The sequence below is a fragment of the Pseudomonas sp. KCJK9000 genome, from assembly GCF_046230725.1.
GTDB lineage: Bacteria > Pseudomonadota > Gammaproteobacteria > Pseudomonadales > Pseudomonadaceae > Aquipseudomonas > Aquipseudomonas promysalinigenes.
The window spans coordinates 80,637-99,159 of the sequence record NZ_JBJJLN010000012.1; the positions used below are offsets into that span (position 1 = coordinate 80,637).

At 62.2% G+C, this 18,523-nt stretch carries 17 protein-coding genes; 9 read left to right on the forward strand and 8 right to left on the reverse strand.

From position 1 onward, the window contains the following. The first annotated feature begins 2 nt into the window (after positions 1 to 2). The 3 genes from ACK59H_RS08205 to ychF all read left to right on the forward strand — a co-directional run bounded on the left by ACK59H_RS08205 (position 3) and on the right by ychF (position 2,391). Complete coding sequence (locus ACK59H_RS08205) at positions 3 to 602, forward strand: 50S ribosomal protein L25/general stress protein Ctc (protein WP_060477533.1); 600 nt, start codon at positions 3 to 5, stop codon at positions 600 to 602. A gap of 81 nt (positions 603 to 683) precedes the next feature. Beyond that, positions 684 to 1,268, forward strand: a complete 585-nt coding sequence (pth, locus tag ACK59H_RS08210) for an aminoacyl-tRNA hydrolase (RefSeq protein WP_009686183.1) — start codon at positions 684 to 686, stop codon at positions 1,266 to 1,268. Between the two features lie 22 nt (positions 1,269 to 1,290). Further along, entirely contained in the window at positions 1,291 to 2,391 is a 1,101-nt protein-coding gene (ychF, locus tag ACK59H_RS08215; RefSeq protein ID WP_060477532.1) for a redox-regulated ATPase YchF, read from the forward strand. A gap of 63 nt (positions 2,392 to 2,454) precedes the next feature. On the opposite strand, the gene ACK59H_RS08220 is transcribed toward ychF, so the two are convergent. Both ACK59H_RS08220 and ycaC read right to left on the reverse strand, forming a co-directional pair. Continuing rightward, positions 2,455 to 2,928 (reverse strand): OsmC family protein, encoded by a 474-nt coding sequence (locus ACK59H_RS08220; RefSeq protein WP_060477531.1) that lies wholly within the window; start codon positions 2,926 to 2,928, stop codon positions 2,455 to 2,457. Positions 2,929 to 3,027: 99 nt separating this feature from the next. Next, positions 3,028 to 3,648 carry an isochorismate family cysteine hydrolase YcaC gene (gene ycaC, locus ACK59H_RS08225; protein ID WP_060477530.1) on the reverse strand — a complete coding sequence of 207 codons (621 nt, stop codon included), beginning with the start codon at positions 3,646 to 3,648 and terminating at the stop codon, positions 3,028 to 3,030. Between the two features lie 209 nt (positions 3,649 to 3,857). On the opposite strand from ycaC, the gene ACK59H_RS08230 reads away from it, so the two are divergent. The 3 genes from ACK59H_RS08230 to ACK59H_RS08240 all read left to right on the forward strand — a co-directional run bounded on the left by ACK59H_RS08230 (position 3,858) and on the right by ACK59H_RS08240 (position 7,284). Further along, a complete protein-coding gene (locus tag ACK59H_RS08230; RefSeq protein ID WP_060477529.1) occupies positions 3,858 to 4,247 on the forward strand; it encodes a nuclear transport factor 2 family protein in 390 nt (129 codons plus the stop codon). 93 nt (positions 4,248 to 4,340) lie between these two features. Beyond that, positions 4,341 to 5,840, forward strand: coding sequence for a cytosine permease (locus ACK59H_RS08235; RefSeq protein ID WP_060477528.1), 1,500 nt, complete (start codon positions 4,341 to 4,343; stop codon positions 5,838 to 5,840). Between the two features lie 13 nt (positions 5,841 to 5,853). Beyond that, a complete protein-coding gene (locus ACK59H_RS08240; protein WP_060477527.1) occupies positions 5,854 to 7,284 on the forward strand; it encodes an aldehyde dehydrogenase family protein in 1,431 nt (476 codons plus the stop codon). A gap of 169 nt (positions 7,285 to 7,453) precedes the next feature. Here ACK59H_RS08240 and ACK59H_RS08245 read toward each other — a convergent pair whose 3' ends face one another. From ACK59H_RS08245 to ACK59H_RS08255, 3 genes are read right to left on the reverse strand one after another with little or no spacing between them, the layout of a single operon-like run. Continuing rightward, positions 7,454 to 9,856, reverse strand: coding sequence for a DUF3772 domain-containing protein (locus ACK59H_RS08245; protein ID WP_060477526.1), 2,403 nt, complete (start codon positions 9,854 to 9,856; stop codon positions 7,454 to 7,456). A gap of 56 nt (positions 9,857 to 9,912) precedes the next feature. Next, the gene (gene ada, locus ACK59H_RS08250; RefSeq protein WP_060477525.1) at positions 9,913 to 10,965 is read right to left on the reverse strand and encodes a bifunctional DNA-binding transcriptional regulator/O6-methylguanine-DNA methyltransferase Ada; all 1,053 of its coding nucleotides are present in this window, start codon (positions 10,963 to 10,965) and stop codon (positions 9,913 to 9,915) included. A gap of 35 nt (positions 10,966 to 11,000) precedes the next feature. After that, positions 11,001 to 11,624 carry a DNA-3-methyladenine glycosylase gene (locus ACK59H_RS08255; RefSeq protein WP_060477524.1) on the reverse strand — a complete coding sequence of 208 codons (624 nt, stop codon included), beginning with the start codon at positions 11,622 to 11,624 and terminating at the stop codon, positions 11,001 to 11,003. Between the two features lie 176 nt (positions 11,625 to 11,800). Between ACK59H_RS08255 and ACK59H_RS08260 the strand changes: the two genes are divergently transcribed. From ACK59H_RS08260 to ACK59H_RS08270, 3 genes are all read left to right on the forward strand, one after another. Then, entirely contained in the window at positions 11,801 to 12,313 is a 513-nt protein-coding gene (locus ACK59H_RS08260; RefSeq protein ID WP_060477523.1) for a sigma-70 family RNA polymerase sigma factor, read from the forward strand. Next, the gene (locus ACK59H_RS08265; RefSeq protein WP_060477522.1) at positions 12,303 to 13,256 is read left to right on the forward strand and encodes a FecR domain-containing protein; all 954 of its coding nucleotides are present in this window, start codon (positions 12,303 to 12,305) and stop codon (positions 13,254 to 13,256) included. The genes ACK59H_RS08260 and ACK59H_RS08265 overlap by 11 nt, the downstream gene beginning before the upstream one ends. Positions 13,257 to 13,351: 95 nt before the next feature. After that, a complete protein-coding gene (locus ACK59H_RS08270) occupies positions 13,352 to 15,841 on the forward strand; it encodes a TonB-dependent receptor (protein WP_060477521.1) in 2,490 nt (829 codons plus the stop codon). A 58-nt stretch (positions 15,842 to 15,899) separates the two neighbouring features. Here ACK59H_RS08270 and ACK59H_RS08275 read toward each other — a convergent pair whose 3' ends face one another. The 3 genes from ACK59H_RS08275 to ACK59H_RS08285 form a co-directional block, all read right to left on the reverse strand. Further along, a complete protein-coding gene (locus tag ACK59H_RS08275) occupies positions 15,900 to 17,060 on the reverse strand; it encodes an MFS transporter (protein ID WP_409264392.1) in 1,161 nt (386 codons plus the stop codon). Positions 17,061 to 17,146: 86 nt separating this feature from the next. Next, complete coding sequence (locus ACK59H_RS08280) at positions 17,147 to 17,290, reverse strand: hypothetical protein (protein WP_186478252.1); 144 nt, start codon at positions 17,288 to 17,290, stop codon at positions 17,147 to 17,149. A 103-nt stretch (positions 17,291 to 17,393) separates the two neighbouring features. Then, the coding region (locus tag ACK59H_RS08285) for an MFS transporter (protein WP_409264393.1) at positions 17,394 to 18,523 on the reverse strand (1,130 nt) is incomplete at its 5' end.

Sequence of the window (18,523 nt, forward strand, 5' to 3'; positions counted from 1 at the left end):
AAATGACTGATTTCATCCTGAACGCCCAAGCGCGTACTGACCTGGGGAAAGGTGCGAGCCGCCGCCTGCGTCACTCCGCCAACATCCCTGCCGTTGTATACGGTGGCGATAAAGAAGCCCAATCCCTGACCATCGTGGCCAAGGAAATCGCCAAGCTGTTCGAAAACGAAGCTGCCTTCAGCCACGTTATCGAACTGAACGTCGATGGCGCCAAGCAGAACGTCGTGGTCAAGGCCATGCAGCGTCACCCAGCCAAAGGCTTCATCATGCACGCTGACTTCGTTCGCGTGGTTGCTGGCCAGAAGCTGACCGCTGTTGTTCCAGTGCACTTCATCAACGAAGAAGCACCGATCAAGAAAGGCGGCGAAGTTTCGCACGTTGAATCGCAGATCGAAGTTTCCTGCGAAGCCAAAGACCTGCCAGAGTTCATCGAAGTTGACCTGGCCAAGGCCGAAATCGGCACCATCATCCACCTGTCGGACCTGAAAGCTCCGAAAGGCGTAGAGTTCGTCGCTCTGGCCCACGGTGATGACAAAGCTGTTGCCAACGTTCACGCTCCGCGCATTTCCGCCGAAGCTGCTGAAGAAGACGCTGCCGAGTAATCCACTCGCGCGCCGGTGTTGATCGGGTTACAGTGCGCCCCGCGCCCTGTAACCCAACAACTCCAAGGAAGAGCCCCTGACGTGACCGCCATCCAGTTGATCGTCGGCCTGGGTAACCCCGGCCCCGAATACGAACAGACCCGGCATAACGCAGGGGCTCTTTTCGTAGAACGCATTGCCAGCGCCCAGCGGGTATCGCTGACCGCTGACAAGAAATATTTCGGCCTGACGGCTAAGTTCAGCCATCAGGGCAACGACGTTCGTCTGTTGATCCCCACCACCTACATGAACCGCAGCGGCCAGGCCGTGGCGGCATTGGCGAATTTCTTCCGCATCAAGCCGGAAGCAATCCTGGTGGCACATGACGAACTCGACCTGCCTCCGGGCGTTGCCAAGCTCAAGCGCGGCGGCGGCCATGGGGGGCACAACGGCCTACGCGACATCATCGCGCAGCTCGGCAACCAGAACGACTTCCATCGCCTGCGGCTTGGCATCGGCCACCCAGGTGACGCCAAACTGGTCTCCAACTTCGTCCTGGGCCGCGCGCCGCGCGCCGAGCAGGAGAAGCTCGACGCCAGCATCGATTTTGCCCTCGGCGTGCTGCCGGACGTACTGGCTGGCGACTTCGCCAAGGCCATGCGCGAGTTGCACAGCCAGAAGGCCTGATTTCCTAGAGAGGGGAATACCCATGGGTTTCAATTGCGGCATCGTCGGCCTGCCCAACGTCGGCAAGTCCACCCTGTTCAACGCCCTGACCAAGTCTGGCATCGCGGCGGAGAACTTCCCTTTCTGCACCATCGAGCCGAACAGCGGCATCGTGCCGATGCCCGATGCACGCCTGGCAGCCCTGGCGGAAATCGTCAAGCCCAACCGCATCCTGCCGACCACCATGGAGTTCGTCGACATCGCAGGCCTGGTGGCCGGGGCGTCGAAAGGTGAAGGCCTGGGCAACAAGTTCCTGGCCAACATCCGTGAGACCGATGCCATCGCCCATGTGGTGCGCTGCTTCGAAGATGAAAACGTGATCCACGTTTCCAATAGCGTCGACCCCAAGCGTGACATCGAGATCATCGACCTCGAACTGATCTTCGCCGACCTGGACAGCTGCGAAAAACAGCTGCAGAAAGTAGCCCGCAATGCCAAGGGCGGTGACAAGGATGCCCTGGCCCAGAAGGCGATCCTGGAGAAGCTCATCCCGCACTTCACCGAAGGCAAGCCTGCGCGCAGCCTGATGAAGAACATGGCTGATGATGAAAAGGCCCTGATCCGCGGCTTCCACCTGCTGACCAGCAAACCTGTGATGTACATCGCCAACGTGGCCGAAGACGGCTTCGAGAACAACCCGCACCTGGACGTGGTCAAGGCCATTGCCGAAGAAGAAGGCGCGGTCGTGGTGCCGGTGTGCAACAAGATCGAAGCGGAAATCGCCGAGCTGGACGACGGTGAAGAGAAAGATATGTTCCTCGAGGCCCTGGGCCTGGAAGAGCCTGGCCTGAACCGTGTAATCCGTGCCGGTTATGAGCTACTCAACCTGCAAACGTACTTCACTGCTGGCGTGCAGGAAGTTCGCGCGTGGACCGTGCGCGTCGGCGCCACCGCCCCGCAAGCCGCAGGGGTGATCCACACCGACTTCGAGAAAGGCTTCATCCGCGCCGAAGTGGTGGCCTACGACGACTTCATCCAGTTCAAGGGTGAAAGCGGCGCCAAGGAAGCCGGCAAATGGCGCCTTGAAGGCAAGGACTACATCGTCAAAGACGGTGACGTTATGCACTTCCGCTTCAACGTGTAACGCACAAAGCGCTGTGCAAGCCAAAAAAACCCCTTGCTGCCCACGCCGCAAGGGGTTTTTTCTTTAGCCCTGGCGGTGGATAGCCGGTTCGCAGCGCACTGGAAAATTGACCGAATTGGCCAGGAAACACTCATGATGGGCAGTATCATGCAGCTGCCTTGCAAGGGTTACATCGGACTCTGCGCTGACCACGATCTGTGGACGCAGCACCACTTCAGTGAAATGCCCTTTACGATGAGCATCGCCTTCAACCATTCGCCCCTGAGCATTATCGACATACTCAAGCACATTCACCGCGTTGACTGCGCATAGGTGTAAGTACCAGAGCTTGTGACAGGCCGAAAGCGATGCGACAAGCATGTCCTCGGGGTTCCAGCGGCTGGCATCACCGCGAAAGGCCGAGTCTGCAGAGCCCTCAAGCACAGGTTTGTTCAGGGCTTGGGCGGTGAAATTGCGCTGATAGGAGGTATAGCTGGATGTGCCCTCACCCGTATTGCCCACCCAATCCACCGTCACCTGATAGGTATGTTCCTTCATACGTATTCCTCGATTGCGTTAAGGGCGTTGCACTCAGACTAATCGAGCACTGGACATGACAGCAAACCGCTTTGCTCGTCTGGCAACGCCCTTGCTACCCTACTTCGCCAGCTTGTCGTAACTGGTCATCAGATTGCGATAGTCGGGGATGTGATTGGAGAACAGCGTACCCAGCCCCTCGACATCGTTGCGCCAATCACGGTGCAGCTCGCAAGCCACGCCAAACCAGGTCATCAGCTGAGCACCGGCTGCCTCCATGCGCCGCCAGGCCGAGTCGCGGGTCAACTCGTTGAAAGTGCCAGAGGCGTCGGTCACCACGAATACCTCAAAGCCCTCCTCCAAGGCTGACAATGCCGGAAAGGCTACGCAGACTTCGGTGACTACCCCGGCGATCAGCAGCTGTTTCCTGCCAGTGGCCTTCACCGCCTTGACGAAATCTTCGTTGTCCCAGGCGTTGATATTGCCAGGGCGGGCGATATAGGGGGCGTCAGGGAACTGCTCCTTGAGCTCCGGAACCAGCGGGCCGTTGGGGCCGGTTTCGAAACTGGTGGTCAGGATGGTCGGCAGCTTGAAGTACTTGGCTAGGTCAGAGAGCGCCAGCACGTTGTTCTTGAACCGGTCGGGGTCGATATCGCGTACCAGCGATAACAGGCCCGTTTGATGGTCGACCAAAAGAACGGCGGCATCATTCTTGTCCAGACGCTTGTATTGGAACGCCATGACGCATCTCCTACTCGCAAAGGGTGGGAGTTTGAGCGTAGGCAAGGATCAGGATCGCGTAGAACCGTCAGTCGGGTGGGCAGGCTAGGGCCTGACGACCATCACTTCACAGATTTCTGAAGTGATTATTTTTCCTTAGCGATTTTTCCCCTTCTGCGTCGCCACCAGAATCGCTTCACCACAATCACAATAATCGTGAGGCCACTGTCGTGGACCAGACCGCTCAAGTACGCAAAGCCGCCGCCGACCTGATCGCAGCCTTCGCCAGCAACGACAGCGCACGCTATTTCGCCTGTTTCAGCGAAGACGCCACGTTCCTGTTCCACACCTTGCCCCAGCCACTGCTCTCGCGCCGTGAATACCAAGCGCTCTGGGCCCAATGGCAGGCCGAGGGTTTGGCCGTGCTCGGCTGTGAGTCGAGCAACGTGCAGGTGAGCCTGCAAGGGGAAGTAGCCATCTTCATGCATGACGTGGCTACGCATATCCGCCTTGCCGGCGAAGAACACCAACTGGCCGAACGCGAAACCATCGTGTTTCGCCGCCAGGGCGATCATTGGCTGGCGTGCCACGAGCACTTGTCGGTCGTGACTGCATCCTGATCCAACTTACGCGGCCTTGCCGCACTGCCATCGCACCCACAATAGGGCCCACACATAGCTGCGGGCCTACAACAACCGCGCTGGAGCATCACCATGAGCCACTCGACCGGTATCGAGACCAATGGCGTCGAACAGATCCCCGACGATCAACGCGACGCTTGCCCGCTAGACCTGTTCCGCCTGATCTTCGGCGGTGCCAATACCTTCGCCACTGCCGTATTGGGCAGCTTCCCAGTGCTGTTCGGGCTATCGTTCCAGGCCGGCGTCTGGGCAATTCTGCTCGGCGTTGGCGTTGGCGCACTGATCCTCGCCCCCATGGGCCTGTTCGGTGCGCTCAACGGCACCAACAACGCGGTGTCATCGGGCGCACACTTTGGTGTGCACGGGCGCATCGTTGGCTCGTTCCTGTCGCTGCTCACCGCTGTGGCGTTCTTTTCACTGTCGGTGTGGAGCTCAGGTGATGCCCTGGTCGGCGGCGCCAAGCGCCTGGCCGGGCTGCCGGAAACCGACCTGACCTTGGGCCTGGCCTACGGCCTGTTCGCGGTGCTGGTGCTGGTTGTGTGCATCTTTGGTTTTCGCTTCATGCTGTGGGTCAACAAGGTCGCCGTCTGGGCGTCGAGCCTGCTGTTTCTGCTAGGCATATTCGCCTTTGCCGGCCCATTCGATGCGGGCTTTGCTGGTAGCGTCAACCTAAGCCAGCCGGGGTTTTGGGCAGCTTTCGTCGGTGCCGCGATCCTGGCAATGAGCAATCCGGTGTCGTTCGGTGCCTTCCTCGGCGACTGGTCGCGCTACATTCCACGGCAAACCCCTAAGTCGCGCATCATGCTGGCGGTGATTGCAGCACAGGTCGCGACGCTGATCCCATTCTTGTTCGGCCTGTGCACCGCCACCCTGGTGGCCACCCAAGCGCCCGATTACGTCGCTGCCAACAACTACGTCGGCGGCCTGCTGGCGGTGGCGCCGAGCTGGTTCTTCCTGCCGGTGTGCCTGATTGCCGTGATCGGCGGCATGTCCACCGGCACCACCGCGCTATATGGCACCGGGCTGGACATGTCCAGCGTGTTCCCGCGCCTGCTCAGCCGCGCTGGCGCTACCTTGCTGATCGGTGTACTGGCGATCGGCTTCATCTTCATCGGCCGCTTCGCCTTCAACCTGGTGCAGAGCGTGTCGACCTTCGCCGTCCTGATCATCACCTGCACCAGCCCCTGGATGGTGATCATGATCATCGGCCTGATCACCCGGCGCGGTTTTTACCATGCCGACGACCTGCAGGTGTTTACCCGCGGCCAGCGTGGCGGGCACTACTGGTTCCTGCACGGCTGGAACTGGCGTGGCATGGGCGCGTGGATCCCCAGCGCGGTGGTCGGGTTGTGCTTCGTCAACCTGCCAGGGCAATTCGTCGGCCCCTTGGGCAACCTGGCCGGGGGCATCGACCTGAGCCTGCCGGTAACTTTGGGCCTGGCCGGTGTGCTGTACCTGCTGCTGCTCAACCTGTTCCCTGAACCTGCTGGCGTGTATGGCCCAAAAGGCCCGCGCTGGGTGCGCTGCAAAAGCGCCGAGCATCCTCCTGTAACCGCTGCCGAAACAGCCTGACTGGATTATCTGCATGAATACTTCCCACTACATTGGCGGGCGCTGGGTCGAAGGCCAGGGCAGCGACTGCATTAACGTCAACGAGCCTGCACTGGGCTTGCCGTTTGCCGAACTGATGGCTGCCAGCGTGGCCCAGGTCGACCAGGCTGTGAGCGCTGCGCGCCAGGCCCTGACGACCTGGAAACGGGTCAGTAGCCAAGCGCGTGCCGCCTACCTGCGCGGTTTTGCCGAACAGCTCGGCCAGCGTCGCGAGGAATTGATCGCGCTGCAGATGCGCAACAATGGCAAACCACGCCATGAGGCCGAGATCGACTTGGACGATGCGATCGCCACCTTCGCTTACTACGCCGACCTGGCCGAGCAACTGCCATCGAAAAACCGCGAGGTGCCGTTGGCTGCGCCCGGTTTCACGGCGCGCACCCGCCTGGAGCCGGTGGGCGTCGTCGGCCTGATCGTGCCATGGAACTTCCCCCTGGTGACCAGCGCCTGGAAGCTTGCGCCAGCCCTGGCTGCCGGCTGCACCGTGGTGCTCAAACCCTCGGAAGTGACGCCGCTCATCGAGCTGGCTTACGGCCAGATTGCCGATAGCCTGGGCCTGCCGGCCGGTGTACTGAACATCGTCAATGGCAAGGCTGAAACAGGCGCCGCGTTGAGCAACCACAACGGTTTGGACAAACTCTCGTTCACCGGCAGCAACAGCGTCGGTAGCCTGGTGATGCGCAGTGCCTCGGCCCAATGCCGACCGGTGACCCTGGAGCTGGGTGGCAAATCGGCGATCGTGGTGTTCGACGATTGCGACCCGGACCAGGCAGTGCAATGGATCGTCGCCGGTATCACCTGGAACGCCGGCCAGATGTGTTCGGCCACTTCGCGCCTGCTGGTGCAGGAGGGCATTGCCGATACGCTGCTGCCGCGTCTGCAGGCGGCGCTGCAAAAGCTGCGGGTGGGAAACCCCTTGACCGAAGACGTCGATATGGGGCCGCTGACCAGCCAGGCTCAATGGCTGAAGGTTGCCAGCTACTTCGCCACCGCCCGTGAAGAAGGCCTGCATTGCCTGGCAGGTGGACAGGCGCTGGACCGCGAAGGCTGGTTCGTGAGCCCGACACTGTATACCGACGTGCCCAAGGATAGCCGCCTATGGAGCGAGGAAATCTTCGGCCCGGTACTCTGCGCGCGCCGCTTCGCCACTGAGGAACAGGCGATTGCCGAGGCCAACGACAGCCGTTTCGGGCTGGTTGCCACGGTGTGCTGCGCCGACCTGGCACGCGCCGAACGTGTCGCCGATGCCCTGGAAGTCGGGCATGTGTGGATCAACTCGGTACAGGCAGTGTTCGTAGAGACGTCTTGGGGCGGCACCAAGGGCAGCGGAATTGGTCGCGAGCTGGGGCCCTGGGGGTTGTCGGCTTATCAGTCGGTGAAGCATGTGACCCGCTGTTTGGGGTGATGGGCCAGAGGTGTGCACCACGACGCCTTCATCGCCTTCAAGGCCAGGCGTCGACTAGGACGCATCAGCCTCAGCGCCTGACCAGGCGCTGAGGCGAACACCTGTTGGCCTCAACGACGTTGGGCTATAAAGACATTCGCGTTACGAACGGCCCTCAGCGGCAAAATGCTCACGAAGGCTCATCGCCCCCGCGCGTGCCTTCCTGCAGCAGCACCATGCTCTGGGGCGACGACAGGGCGATCCCCTCTTCGCGCAAGCGGCCCAGAATGGTGAACAGTAAATCGCTGCGAGTGCCCGATACCTGCCGCGGCCCCGCCACAAAGCCACTCACACCAATGACCATGCCCGTCGAAGTCAGCTCCTTGAAACTGACCGAACTGGCCGGCGCGTCAAGGATCGCTTCATGCTCCTGATAGGCCGCCAGCAGCAGTTCACGCACGCGGTTGGCATCGGTATCCAGCGGCAACGTCAGCGTGATACCCACCACGCCCAGGGCATTGCCCATGGTCACGTTTCGCACATTCTGCGAAATGAACTGCGAGTTGGGCACAATCACCGTTGAGCGGTCGGACATCTGGATTTCGGTAGCACGTACGTTGATCCGGCGGATATCCCCCTCGACCCCTGCCAGGCTCACCCAATCGCCCACCTTCACCGGGCGCTCGGTCAGCAGGATCAGGCCGGAGATGAAGTTCTGCACGATCTGCTGCAAACCGAAACCGATGCCCACCGACAGCGCACTGACGACCCACGTCAGGCTGGTCAGGTTGATATGCAGGGTCGACATCACCAACATGGCCAGGAACAGGAAACCGAGGTACCCCACGAGGGTCACCAGCGAGGCCCGCATACCTGCATCCATGTCGGTTTCCGGCAGCAACCGCTCGCTCAGCCAGCGCTTGAGCACCCGTATGGCGAACCAGCCACCCACAAAGATCAACAACGCCAGCACAATGTCCTGCGGCACGATGTTGAGGTTGCCGAGCAGCTTGCCGCCGGTGCCGTCCCAATCTCCCAGGCTCAGCAGCAACTCGCCGGGGCTCGTGCCCGATGGCATCAACGCCAGCAGGATGGCCATGAGCAGCAGCACCGTGCGACTGATACCCACCAGCACGGTGCTGGCCTGCGCCTGGTGGCGCGGTGCCAAGCCCAGGCTCGCGGCCAGCGTCAGCCCCCCTGGCTGGCGAGGCGAGAGCAGGATTTCGCACAGGTCGCTAAAGAAGGTGGTGAGCAGGTAGGCGCACACCCCGACCACGCTGATCCACAGCAGCTTGCCGGTGAGGAAGTAAGCCAACGTCAGGTAGCCGGCCAGCAGGCTCAGCACGATCAAACCGACCCACACCACGATCACGAACGGGATCAAGCCCGCCAACCCTGCCGGGCGGGGCAGTTGATGCTCACGCAACGTGCGGCGGTATCGCACCAGGGCAAACGAGAAAATCGCCGCCACCACCAACGCCGTCAGGCCATTGGTGGCCACGGTCAGCGCCAGGCTTGTGCCGATCACACTGTTGATGCGCTCGATGGTCAGCATCACCATCAGCGCCAATGCCAGCAGCTTGGGGAACCAGCCCAGGGCCGCAGCCACTTCGTCGTGGATTGCTGGCAGGCGCCAGGATGGGCGCTGCAGCATGAGCATGGCGCGGCCAAGGCCGCTGATGAAGGCGCTGAACACCACTAGGGTCAGGAAATGGTTGGTCAGGCTGGCAACGTCGGAGCCCAGTTCTGCGCTGCTCTCAAGGCCCCAGCGCAGCAGCGATACCGACCCTGCGATGGTGGCCAGGGTGGCCAGGCTGACGCTCAGGGCCAATGCGCTGCGGCGCAGGCGCCCCTCGGGTAGCCAGCGCACCATGGCAGCGGCCAACATGCGCTCGATAACCCGCCGCAGCCAGATCCAGACCAGGAACGCGGCCGCCACAGTGGCGATGAAGAACCAGCGATGATCGGCGCTGAAGGCACTGTTCAAGGCAGCCCCAGCTTCACTGCGCAGGTCACGCAGGCGAGCGACATCATCATCGGTGGGGCGGATCAGGCTCGACCAGAAGGCGGGGCTCAACGGACTGGCGGCACGGCTGAGGATCTGCGAGTTGAACTGGCTGCGGCGCAGGTTGACGATCTGTGTCGACAGGTCGCGGGCCGACTGGGTCAACTTGGCGGCCTGATCCTGTTCGGCCACCAGCGCCTTTTTCTCGGCATCGAGCTGCTTGCGCTGCTGGGTGATGCTCGGCGCTTCGTCCGGCTGCACCGGCCCCAGCACATTGAGCTTATCGTCCAGTTTGGCCACATCGGCGGCGCGCAAGGTGCTCAAGGCATCAGCCTGGCGCTGCACCTGCACGGTCGCCAAGCGCAACTGCGAGAGCACATCGTCGTTGGCGTTGCTGGTGACCCCCTGGCGGATCAGGTCGAGCCGGTCACTGAGTTGTTCATAGCTGGCGGTTTCATCCAGCGCTGGCAAATCGCCGGCCGCAAGGTTCGATGCGGGTGCCACGGGCGCCGACCAGGCCGGCTGCGCCACTACCAACATCAAGGCCAAGAAGGCCAGACAAAAACGGGCAAGGCAAACGCGCCTCATCGAATGTTCCTCTTCACACATCGATATGGCGGTGGATTCTACCCGCCTTGGTGCCTTCAGGTGAGTGCCGTTTCTCGTGCCAGCAGCTGCCGTTTGCGCTCTACCCCCCAGCGATAGCCGCTGATATCGCCGTCCCGGCGCACCACCCTATGGCAAGGGATGGCCACCGCAATGCGATTGGCGCCACAGGCCTTGGCTACCGCCCGCACCGCTTTTGGTGCACCGATGCGTTCAGCGATATCGCTGTAGCTGACCTGGCTGCCCACGGGCACCTCGCGCAGCGCTTGCCAGACCCGCTCCTGGAAGGCGGTACCCTGCACGTCCAACGGTAGGTTCAACCCCAGTGCTGGCACCTCGACGAACCCGACCACTTCGGCGACCAGCCGCTCATAACTGGCATCGCCCCCAATCAAACGAGCCTTGGGAAACTGATCCTGCAGCTGCTCGAGCAAAACCTGGGGATCATCGCCCAGCGCGATGGCGCAGATGCCCTTTTCGCTTTGCGCTACAAGGATTGCGCCCAGAGAACACTCGCCGATGGCGAAATGGACGGTCGCACCCACGCCGCCAGCCCGGTAGTCGCGGGGTTGCATGCCCAGGCGCTGGGGGGCGCTCTGGTAGAAACGGCTGTTGGAGTTGTAGCCCGCGTCGTAGATGGCATCGGTTACCGACCCATCCCCATCGCCCAGCCGCTCGCGCAGGCGCCGGGCGCGAAAGGCGCTGGCGTATGCCTTGGGCGTGAGGCCGGTTGCGGCTTTGAACAAGCGGTGCAGGTGGAATGGGCTGACGGCAAGTTGCGCGCCGAGTTGGTCGAGCGTCGGCGGGCTGTCGCTGCGTTCGAGCAAGCGACAGGCGCGGGCCACCAAGTCTGCGCGCCGAGAAGCGTTCGGCTGGGCCATGCAGCGGCGGCACGGGCGGTAGCCTGCGGCTTCGGCACTGCTGGAGTCGTTGAAGAACTCGACATTCTCGCGTTTGGCCATGCGCGCCTTGCAGCCGGGGTGGCAGTACACACCGGTGGTGCGCACCGCGTAGACGAAATGCCCGGCGCCAGAGGCATCGCGGGCTTCGACGGCTTGCCAGCGTTGAAGGTCGGTTGTGAAAGCTTTCATCGCGGTTTACCTCGACAGTCAGTTCGGTCGGTGGCTCACGCCCGCCACAGGTACCAGGCGGCAACGGTACGGTACGGGCTCCAGGCACCGCCGAGCGAGCGCATCTGAGCTGGCGTCGGCGCCTTGTCCAGCCCCTTGAGCCGACGGTAGCCCTCGCGCACACCAAAATCGTCCACCGGCAGAATATCCGAACGCTCCAGGCAGTAGATCAGCAGCATTTCCACCGTCCAGCGGCCCACGCCACGCAACGTCACCAGGCGCGCTATCAACGCATCATCGGATAGCTCTTGTGCCTCATCGCGGCTTGGCACGATGCCCTGCAGGCTGGCTTGCGCAATACCCTGGAGGGTGGCCAGCTTACTCGCCGAAAAGCCACACCCGCGCAGTACCTCGGGACTGAGCGCCAACAGTTGTGCGGGCGCTGGAAACGGCTGCCCGGGGAACAGAGCCAGCAACCGGCCAAGTATCGCCTCGGCTGCCCGTGCATGGAGCTGTTGATAGGCGATGGCGCGTACCAACGCTTCGTAAGGCTCGCGCTCTGGGGTGGCCCGATGCAGGCATGGCCCGGTAGCCTGGATATGCCGTGCCCAGTCAGGATCCAGCGAAGCCAGGTAGTGCGTGGCTGCGCGGTACGCGTCAGGGAAAAGGTCGGCAAGCATCTAGCAACGCTCCTTCAGCTTCAGGCAGGTCCAGCATAACGCAGCCACTCATCGGGCAAACGCCGGATCTTGCTCAGGTAATTCCAGAAACGCCATTGCTCAGTGCCAGCATCCCCGCATAGAATTGAGAACCATTCACAAACGCACATGATCCACAAAACCGGGCCTTCGCTACGATGCAGATCAACGACACGCTCAAACCGGCCGAGGTCGCTGTGCTCTATCAGTCGCATCACGCCTGGTTGCGTGGCTGGCTGCGCAGCCGGGTCGGCTGCCAGGAGCATGCGGCGGACCTGGCACAAGATACCTTCGTGCGCTTGCTACGCGCGCGCCAGGTATCACCGCTCAAAGAGCCCCGCGCCTACCTGAGCAGCATCGCCCGTGGCCTGATGATCGACCAGTTCCGCCGCCGCGCGCTGGAGCGGGCCTATCAGGAAAGCCTGGCACTGCTGCCTGAGGGCGAGGCGCCCAGCGAGGAGCACCGACGCATCATCCTCGATACCCTCGAACGCTTGGACCGTGCCCTGCAGCAGCTCAAGCCGCGTACCCGACAGGCCTTTTTGCTGGCCCAGCTGGAGGGTTTGAGCATCCCCAAGATCGCGCTGCACCTGGCGGTTTCACGAGCCACCGTCGAGCGCGACTTGGCCAAGGCGCTGGGCGTTTGCTACCGGCTACGTTATGCCGAGTGAGCCAGCACCGCCACAGGCACAGGTCGACCAGGCCATCGCGTGGCTGGTGAAACTGCGCTTCGATACGCCAAGCCCTGAAACGCACCGTGCGTTCGAGCAATGGTTGGGCGAGCATCCGCACAATGCCCAGGCCTGGTTGCGGGTCAGCAACCTGAGCGATGAACTGGCTGAGCTGCCGAACGCACTGAGCCGCAACACCCTGGAGGGTAGCCGGCGCCTGCAGATCCGCCGCCGTGACCACCTCAAGCTGCTGGCGGTGCTAGCGGTCGGTGGCAGCCTCGGTTGGGCCGCCCGCGAACCCCTGGGCCTGCCAGCCCTGATGGCAGACAACCGCACAGCCACTGGCGAACGCCGCCGCATCCAGGGCAGTGATGGCAGCCTTATTCAACTCAACACTGCCAGTGCCATCGATCTGCACTACAGCGCCGACTACCGTGAGCTGACGCTGCTGCGTGGCGAGGTCAGCCTGGACAGCAACGCCAGCGACGACCGGCCTTATCGCATCAACACGCGCATCGGCGCGTTGGGCACCCGCGATGGGCAATTACTACTGCGTGAAAACGATCAGGGTGTATTGCTGGCGGTGCGTCGCGGCACCGTCACGCTGTTGCCGAACACCCGCGCTGCCAAGCAGCTGCAGGCTGGCGAAGTGCTGCAAGTGCTGGCCAGCGGCGCCTACTCCCCCGCCCACTGGCATGGCGACCCGTGGGGCTGGACCGATGGCGTGCTCAGCGTGCAGCAGATGCCACTGGGTGAATTCATCGCCGAGCTGGCGCGCTACCGCCCAGGCGTGCTGCGTTGCGCTCCAGAGGTGGCGGGGCTGAGGGTGTCGGGTACCTATCAATTAGGCGACACGCTGCGGATCCTTCAACTGTTAAGGCGCAGCCTGCCGGTGCGCATCGACTTGCGTACGCGTTACTGGGTGAGCGTCGCCGCCGTTTGAATATTTCTGGAAATAAATGAGGTGGAATCTCATTCTCGTTCGGCCTGAAGGGAATAAAGCCCCAACAGTGGTCTACCAACCTTCAGGAGCGCTCCATGATCCACCCCAGTTTTCCCCGCAATGTGCGGCTGAGCCAAGCTGTGCGCGCTGGCGTGTTCGGCCTTGGCTTGGGCTGCGGCCTGGCTGCTCCGGCAGTGGCCCTGGCGGCGCCTTCGAGCCATAGCCAGCCGCGCGACTGGCACATTGCACCCGGCCCACTGGCAGCGGCACTGGACCAACTGGCCCGCCAAGCCGGGCTGAACATCTCGTACGATGCCAGCAGCCTGCAAGGCAAGACCACACAGGGTGTGCAGGGTCGTCATGATGGCGCTCAAGCGCTGTCGATTCTGTTGCAGGGCAGCGATGTCCAGGTGCAACAAGAGGGTCACGGCAGCTTTGTGCTGACCCCGACAATGGCTGCAGACGGCGCGCTGCAACTGGGAGCCACCAGCATTTCCAGCGCTCGGCTGGGCGAGACCACCGAGCGCAGCGGCTCATACACCACTGGCGCTGTCACCATCGGCAAGACCGCGCAAAGCCTGCGGCAAACGCCACAGTCGGTCACCGTGATCACGCGCCAGCGCCTCGATGACCAGCACATCACCAACCTCACCCATTTGCTGGAGCAGACCCCAGGCGTGGTCGTGAACCTGACCGACAGCGAGCGGGTACAGTACTATTCGCGCGGCTACGCAATCGATGCCATCCAGTATGACGGTGCCACGGTGGTACAGGGCAGTGGTGGCGGCTCGTTCATTCAAAGCGACTCGGCCATCATCGACCGGGCCGAGATCCTGCGCGGCGCCACTGGCATGATTCGCGGTGCCGGCAACCCTTCGGGCACTGTCAACCTGGTGCGCAAGCGCCCCACCTACCAGTACCAGGGCGAAGGCAGCGTGACCTTGGGCTCGTGGGATGCCCAGCGTTACGTGGCAGACCTCTCCGGCCCGCTGACCGAGACCGGCAATGTGCGTGGCCGAGTGATCGCCGTGCACGATGACAAGGACCACTTCCAGGCAGCACGCCAGGAGCGCAAGGAGGTGCTGTACGGTGTGCTGGCCTTCGACCTCAATGACAGCACCACCCTGACCACCGGCCTTGAATGGACCAAGCTCGATGCCACCGGGGCCTGGGGCAACCTACCTGCCGACTATGACGGCTCGCCGCTACCGCTGGGCCGCAGCACTTACCTGGGCGCCGACTGGAACCGTTGGAACCGCAGCAACCTGCAAACCTTCGCAGAACTCGAGCACCGCTTCGACAACGACTGGAAGCTCAAGTTGATGGCCCAGCGCACCCACTTCGAGCTGGCCGACGATGGCTTTAAGCAAACCTACCTCAGCCGCGCCACCGGTTCTGCCAACCCGACCAACAACCCTTACCTGATGAACTACCAGGTTACTGAAGGCGATGGCGGTGAAAGCCTGCAAAACAACCTGAGCGCGACCCTCAACGGGCCGTTCGACCTACTCGGCCGGACCCATGACCTGATGCTGGGCGTGGAGCGTATCCGCAACGACTCATACGCCTCGGCGACCAATTATGTGCAGTCGGGCGTCTTCGACATTCGCCAATGGGACCCGAAAACCAGCCTGGCCAACCCCGATATCGACATCCTCGCCCACCCGGTACGCACCCGCACAACCCAGCAAGGCGCCTACGCCACCTGGCGGATTTCGCTGGCCGACCCGCTGACGGCGATCATCGGTGCACGCAGCAACTGGTATGACTACGAGCAAGAGAACAACACCAGTAGCAATGGCAGCTTCAGCGTCGACAACAAGATCGTGCCCTACGCCGCGCTGATTTATGACCTGAACGATAACTTCAGCACCTACGCCAGCTATACCGAAATCTTCAACCCGCAAACCTCCACCGATATCAACGGCTCGGTGCTCGAACCGGTCGAAGGTCAAGCCTACGAAACCGGCATCAAGGGCGAGTTCTACGACGGGCGCCTGAACGCATCGCTCGCGTTGTTTCGCATTTATCAAGTGGGTAACGCGATCGACGACATCGCCAGCGGCCAGCCGTGTGGGGTCAATACCGGGTACTGCAAGATCGCCGCAGGCAAGAACCGTAGCCAAGGCTTCGAACTGGAGATTTCCGGCGAGGTGCTGCCAGGCTGGAACGTCGCCGGTGGCTACACCTACAACACCACCGAGTACCTGAACGACCCGACCAACCAGGGCAATGCCATCCGCACCACTGACCCCAAACGCCTGCTCAAGCTATTCACCAGCTACCGGCTGCCGGGTCAACTCGATGCCTGGACCGTTGGCGGTGGCGTGCAGGCACAGAGTGCGATCTATTCAAGGGCGGCCAGCAACGCACGCGGCGTCAACCCCGGCGCCGAGGCTAGCCAGGCGGGTTACGCGGTGTACAACGCCATGGTCAACTACCGCTTCAACGAGCACTACTCGGTGCAGCTCAATGCCAACAACATCTTCGATAAAAAGTACTACCGCCAGGTAGCGCCGACGCCAACCGGGTATTACTGGGGAGACCCGCGCAATGTCTCGGTAACGCTGCGCGGGACATTCTGATTAGCGACGTGGGCCCCGATCCACCCGCGAACAGGCCGGCCCTGGCCACCCGCCAAACTCAATCGGCCAGCGCTCGCATTTTGCCTGCCCGGCGCCAGGACTGCCGGGCAAAGCACACGAACAACCCTGCCATCAGCGCCAGCGCCATAGGCAGACCATGGGGTGCGACACCCATCGCCGCCCCGCTCACCAGCGGCCCGACCAGGCTGCCGACGCCCCACAACAGGCCCACGCTGGCGTTGGCCGTGACCAGGTCCTGGCCCTTGAAGCGCTGGCCGATCAGCACCAGCGCCAAGGTGTAGATACCACCGGCCACCGCGCCCAGCAGCACCAGCATTGGCCACAGCAGCCAGGTCACCTGCAGCAGCCACGGCAAGGCGATGCCGATGGCCATCGCCACCAGCCCGCACATCAAATGCAGCCCCGTGCGCTCTACGCGGTCGGCCAACCAGCCCAACGGCAGCTGGAACACCATGTCTGCGGCGAACACCACCGTCACCATCAGTGCTGCCACAGCCACGGCAAAGCCATGGCTGGTGGCATACACCGGCAGCAGCGACAGCACCACGGCATCGAAGAACGAAAAGAACAGCACCGCTACGCACAACGCTGGCGCCACGCGGAAGAAGCCCATCAGGCCGAAGCTTTTCTCGTCATCATCGCCATGCTCGACGTGATCATTGGGTACTGTCAGCACGATACATAGCAAAGCCAGGCCGTAACCTAGGATGACCACACCGATGATCCAAGGGCTATCGGCGCCAAGCAGCGCGATCAGTGCAGGGCCAAGGACCTGGAAGCCCGTGAAACTGGTGGCGTAAAGGGCCATGATCTTGCCACGGTTGTGATCCGGGCACAGTTCGTTGACCCAGGACTCCCCGAGGATGATCGCAATGCCCATGCCGATACCCAGCCCCAGACGCAGCAGGGCCAGCAGCCACAGCGAATCGAAGGCCGAATCGAGCAACGCGACGCTTACCGTGCAAAGGCTAAAGCACAACAGGTAGATGGTGCGCCGGGTCAGGTGCCGGCAGCAGGCATCGACCAAGAACGCCGAAAACATCATGCCTGCGGCCGGAATGGCCGAGATGATGCCGATTTCAAGGGTGCCAGCACCGGCTTCGTGCAAGCGCAACGACACCAGCGGCAGGCTGGCTCCCAGGCTGAAGCCCACCACCGACACGGCGAACAGAAGGCCCGCCAGCAAACGCATGTTCATGTACCACTCCAGGCAAAACCGAAAAGACGTGCAGAAACAGGCGCCCCAACGCGCACCGGGACGGTGAACGGGGCAAGGGCGCAGGGTCAGATCAGGGCTGGGTGTGGCGAGAACGTGAAGGCGAACAGCACGCTGCGGCGACGCTTGAGCACCGTATCGCTCGGCCACGCACGACGCATGGCCTCAAGCGCAGGCTGGCGAGCGTGTGGGAGGGATTGGCTACGGCGCATTGCGATGGCTACTACGCAGGTGGGTGAAATGAAAGACGGCACTCTAGGCCAAGGCAGGCTGAGCCGTCAATTGCCATGGGGCCTCAGCGAGGCCCCAGCTAACTCAACGCTTGCTGGTAGACGGCAGGAACACTGCCAGCAGGCCGAACAACGGCAGGTACGAGCACAAGCCATACACGTATTCGATCCCGCGCCAATCGGCCAGGTAGCCCAGCAGCGCGGCACCGATGCCGCCAAAGCCGAACATCAGCCCGAAGAACACCCCGGCAATCATGCCCACACTGCCCGGCACCAGTTCCTGGGCATAGACCACGATGGCCGAGAACGCCGATGCGAGGATGAAACCGATCACCACGCTCAGTACCGTAGTCCAGAACAGGTCGGCATACGGCAGCACCAGGGTGAACGGCGCCACGCCCAGGATCGAGAACCAGATCACCGCTTTGCGCCCAATTCGGTCACCGATCGGCCCGCCGAAGAACGTACCTGCGGCTACCGCGCCGAGGAAAAGGAATAGATGCAACTGCGAGCTTGCCACCGAAAGGTCGAACTTTTCGATCAGGTAGAAGGTGAAATAGCTGGTGAAGCTGGCCATGTAGAAGTACTTGGAAAACACCAGTAACCCCAGCACGATCAGCGCCGCAATCACTCGCCCACGGGAAATGCCATGGCGGGCCTGCATTGTTTTGCGGGCCTTGGCCTGGTTCAAGTGTTCCATGTACCAACGGCGCAGCATCAGGGTCACGGCGAAGAAAAACAGTGCTGCCACGCCGAACCAGGCTACGTGGGTCTGGCCGAAGGGAATGACGATGGCCGCTGCCAGCAGCGGGCCAAAGGCAGAACCGGTGTTGCCGCCTACCTGGAAGGTCGATTGTGCCAAGCCAAAACGGCCACCTGAAGCCAGCCTGGCGATACGTGACGTTTCCGGATGGAAGGTGGAAGACCCGATACCGACCAGCGCCGATGCCAGCAGAATCATCGGGAAGCTGCCAACGAACGCCAGCATGACGATGCCGACCAAGGTGCACAGGGTGCCCAGCGGCAGCAAGTTGGGCGTGGGCCTGCGGTCGGTGAAGAAACCCACCCACGGCTGCAATAGCGAAGCTGTGATCTGGAAGGTCAAGGTGATCATGCCAATCTGCGCAAAACTCAGATCGTAGTTGGCCTTGAGCATCGGATAGATCGCTGGCAGCACTGACTGGATAAGGTCATTGATCAGGTGCGCCAGCGCGC

Excerpts from the sequence above, each read along its gene's own strand:
- ycaC (WP_060477530.1), bottom strand. The coding sequence starts at position 3,648 with ATGGCGTTCCAATACAAGCGTCTGGACAAGAATGATGCCGCCGTTCTT.
- ACK59H_RS08265 (WP_060477522.1), top strand. The coding sequence starts at position 12,303 with ATGCCGAGTGAGCCAGCACCGCCACAGGCACAGGTCGACCAGGCCATC.
- ACK59H_RS08270 (WP_060477521.1), top strand. The coding sequence starts at position 13,352 with ATGATCCACCCCAGTTTTCCCCGCAATGTGCGGCTGAGCCAAGCTGTG.
- ychF (WP_060477532.1), top strand. The coding sequence starts at position 1,291 with ATGGGTTTCAATTGCGGCATCGTCGGCCTGCCCAACGTCGGCAAGTCC.
- ACK59H_RS08240 (WP_060477527.1), top strand. The coding sequence starts at position 5,854 with ATGAATACTTCCCACTACATTGGCGGGCGCTGGGTCGAAGGCCAGGGC.
- ACK59H_RS08205 (WP_060477533.1), top strand. The coding sequence starts at position 3 with ATGACTGATTTCATCCTGAACGCCCAAGCGCGTACTGACCTGGGGAAA.
- ACK59H_RS08255 (WP_060477524.1), bottom strand. The coding sequence starts at position 11,624 with ATGCTTGCCGACCTTTTCCCTGACGCGTACCGCGCAGCCACGCACTAC.
- ACK59H_RS08260 (WP_060477523.1), top strand. The coding sequence starts at position 11,801 with ATGCAGATCAACGACACGCTCAAACCGGCCGAGGTCGCTGTGCTCTAT.
- ACK59H_RS08220 (WP_060477531.1), bottom strand. The coding sequence starts at position 2,928 with ATGAAGGAACATACCTATCAGGTGACGGTGGATTGGGTGGGCAATACG.
- ACK59H_RS08280 (WP_186478252.1), bottom strand. The coding sequence starts at position 17,290 with ATGCGCCGTAGCCAATCCCTCCCACACGCTCGCCAGCCTGCGCTTGAG.
- ACK59H_RS08235 (WP_060477528.1), top strand. The coding sequence starts at position 4,341 with ATGAGCCACTCGACCGGTATCGAGACCAATGGCGTCGAACAGATCCCC.
- ACK59H_RS08275 (WP_409264392.1), bottom strand. The coding sequence starts at position 17,060 with ATGAACATGCGTTTGCTGGCGGGCCTTCTGTTCGCCGTGTCGGTGGTG.
- ACK59H_RS08245 (WP_060477526.1), bottom strand. The coding sequence starts at position 9,856 with ATGAGGCGCGTTTGCCTTGCCCGTTTTTGTCTGGCCTTCTTGGCCTTG.
- ada (WP_060477525.1), bottom strand. The coding sequence starts at position 10,965 with ATGAAAGCTTTCACAACCGACCTTCAACGCTGGCAAGCCGTCGAAGCC.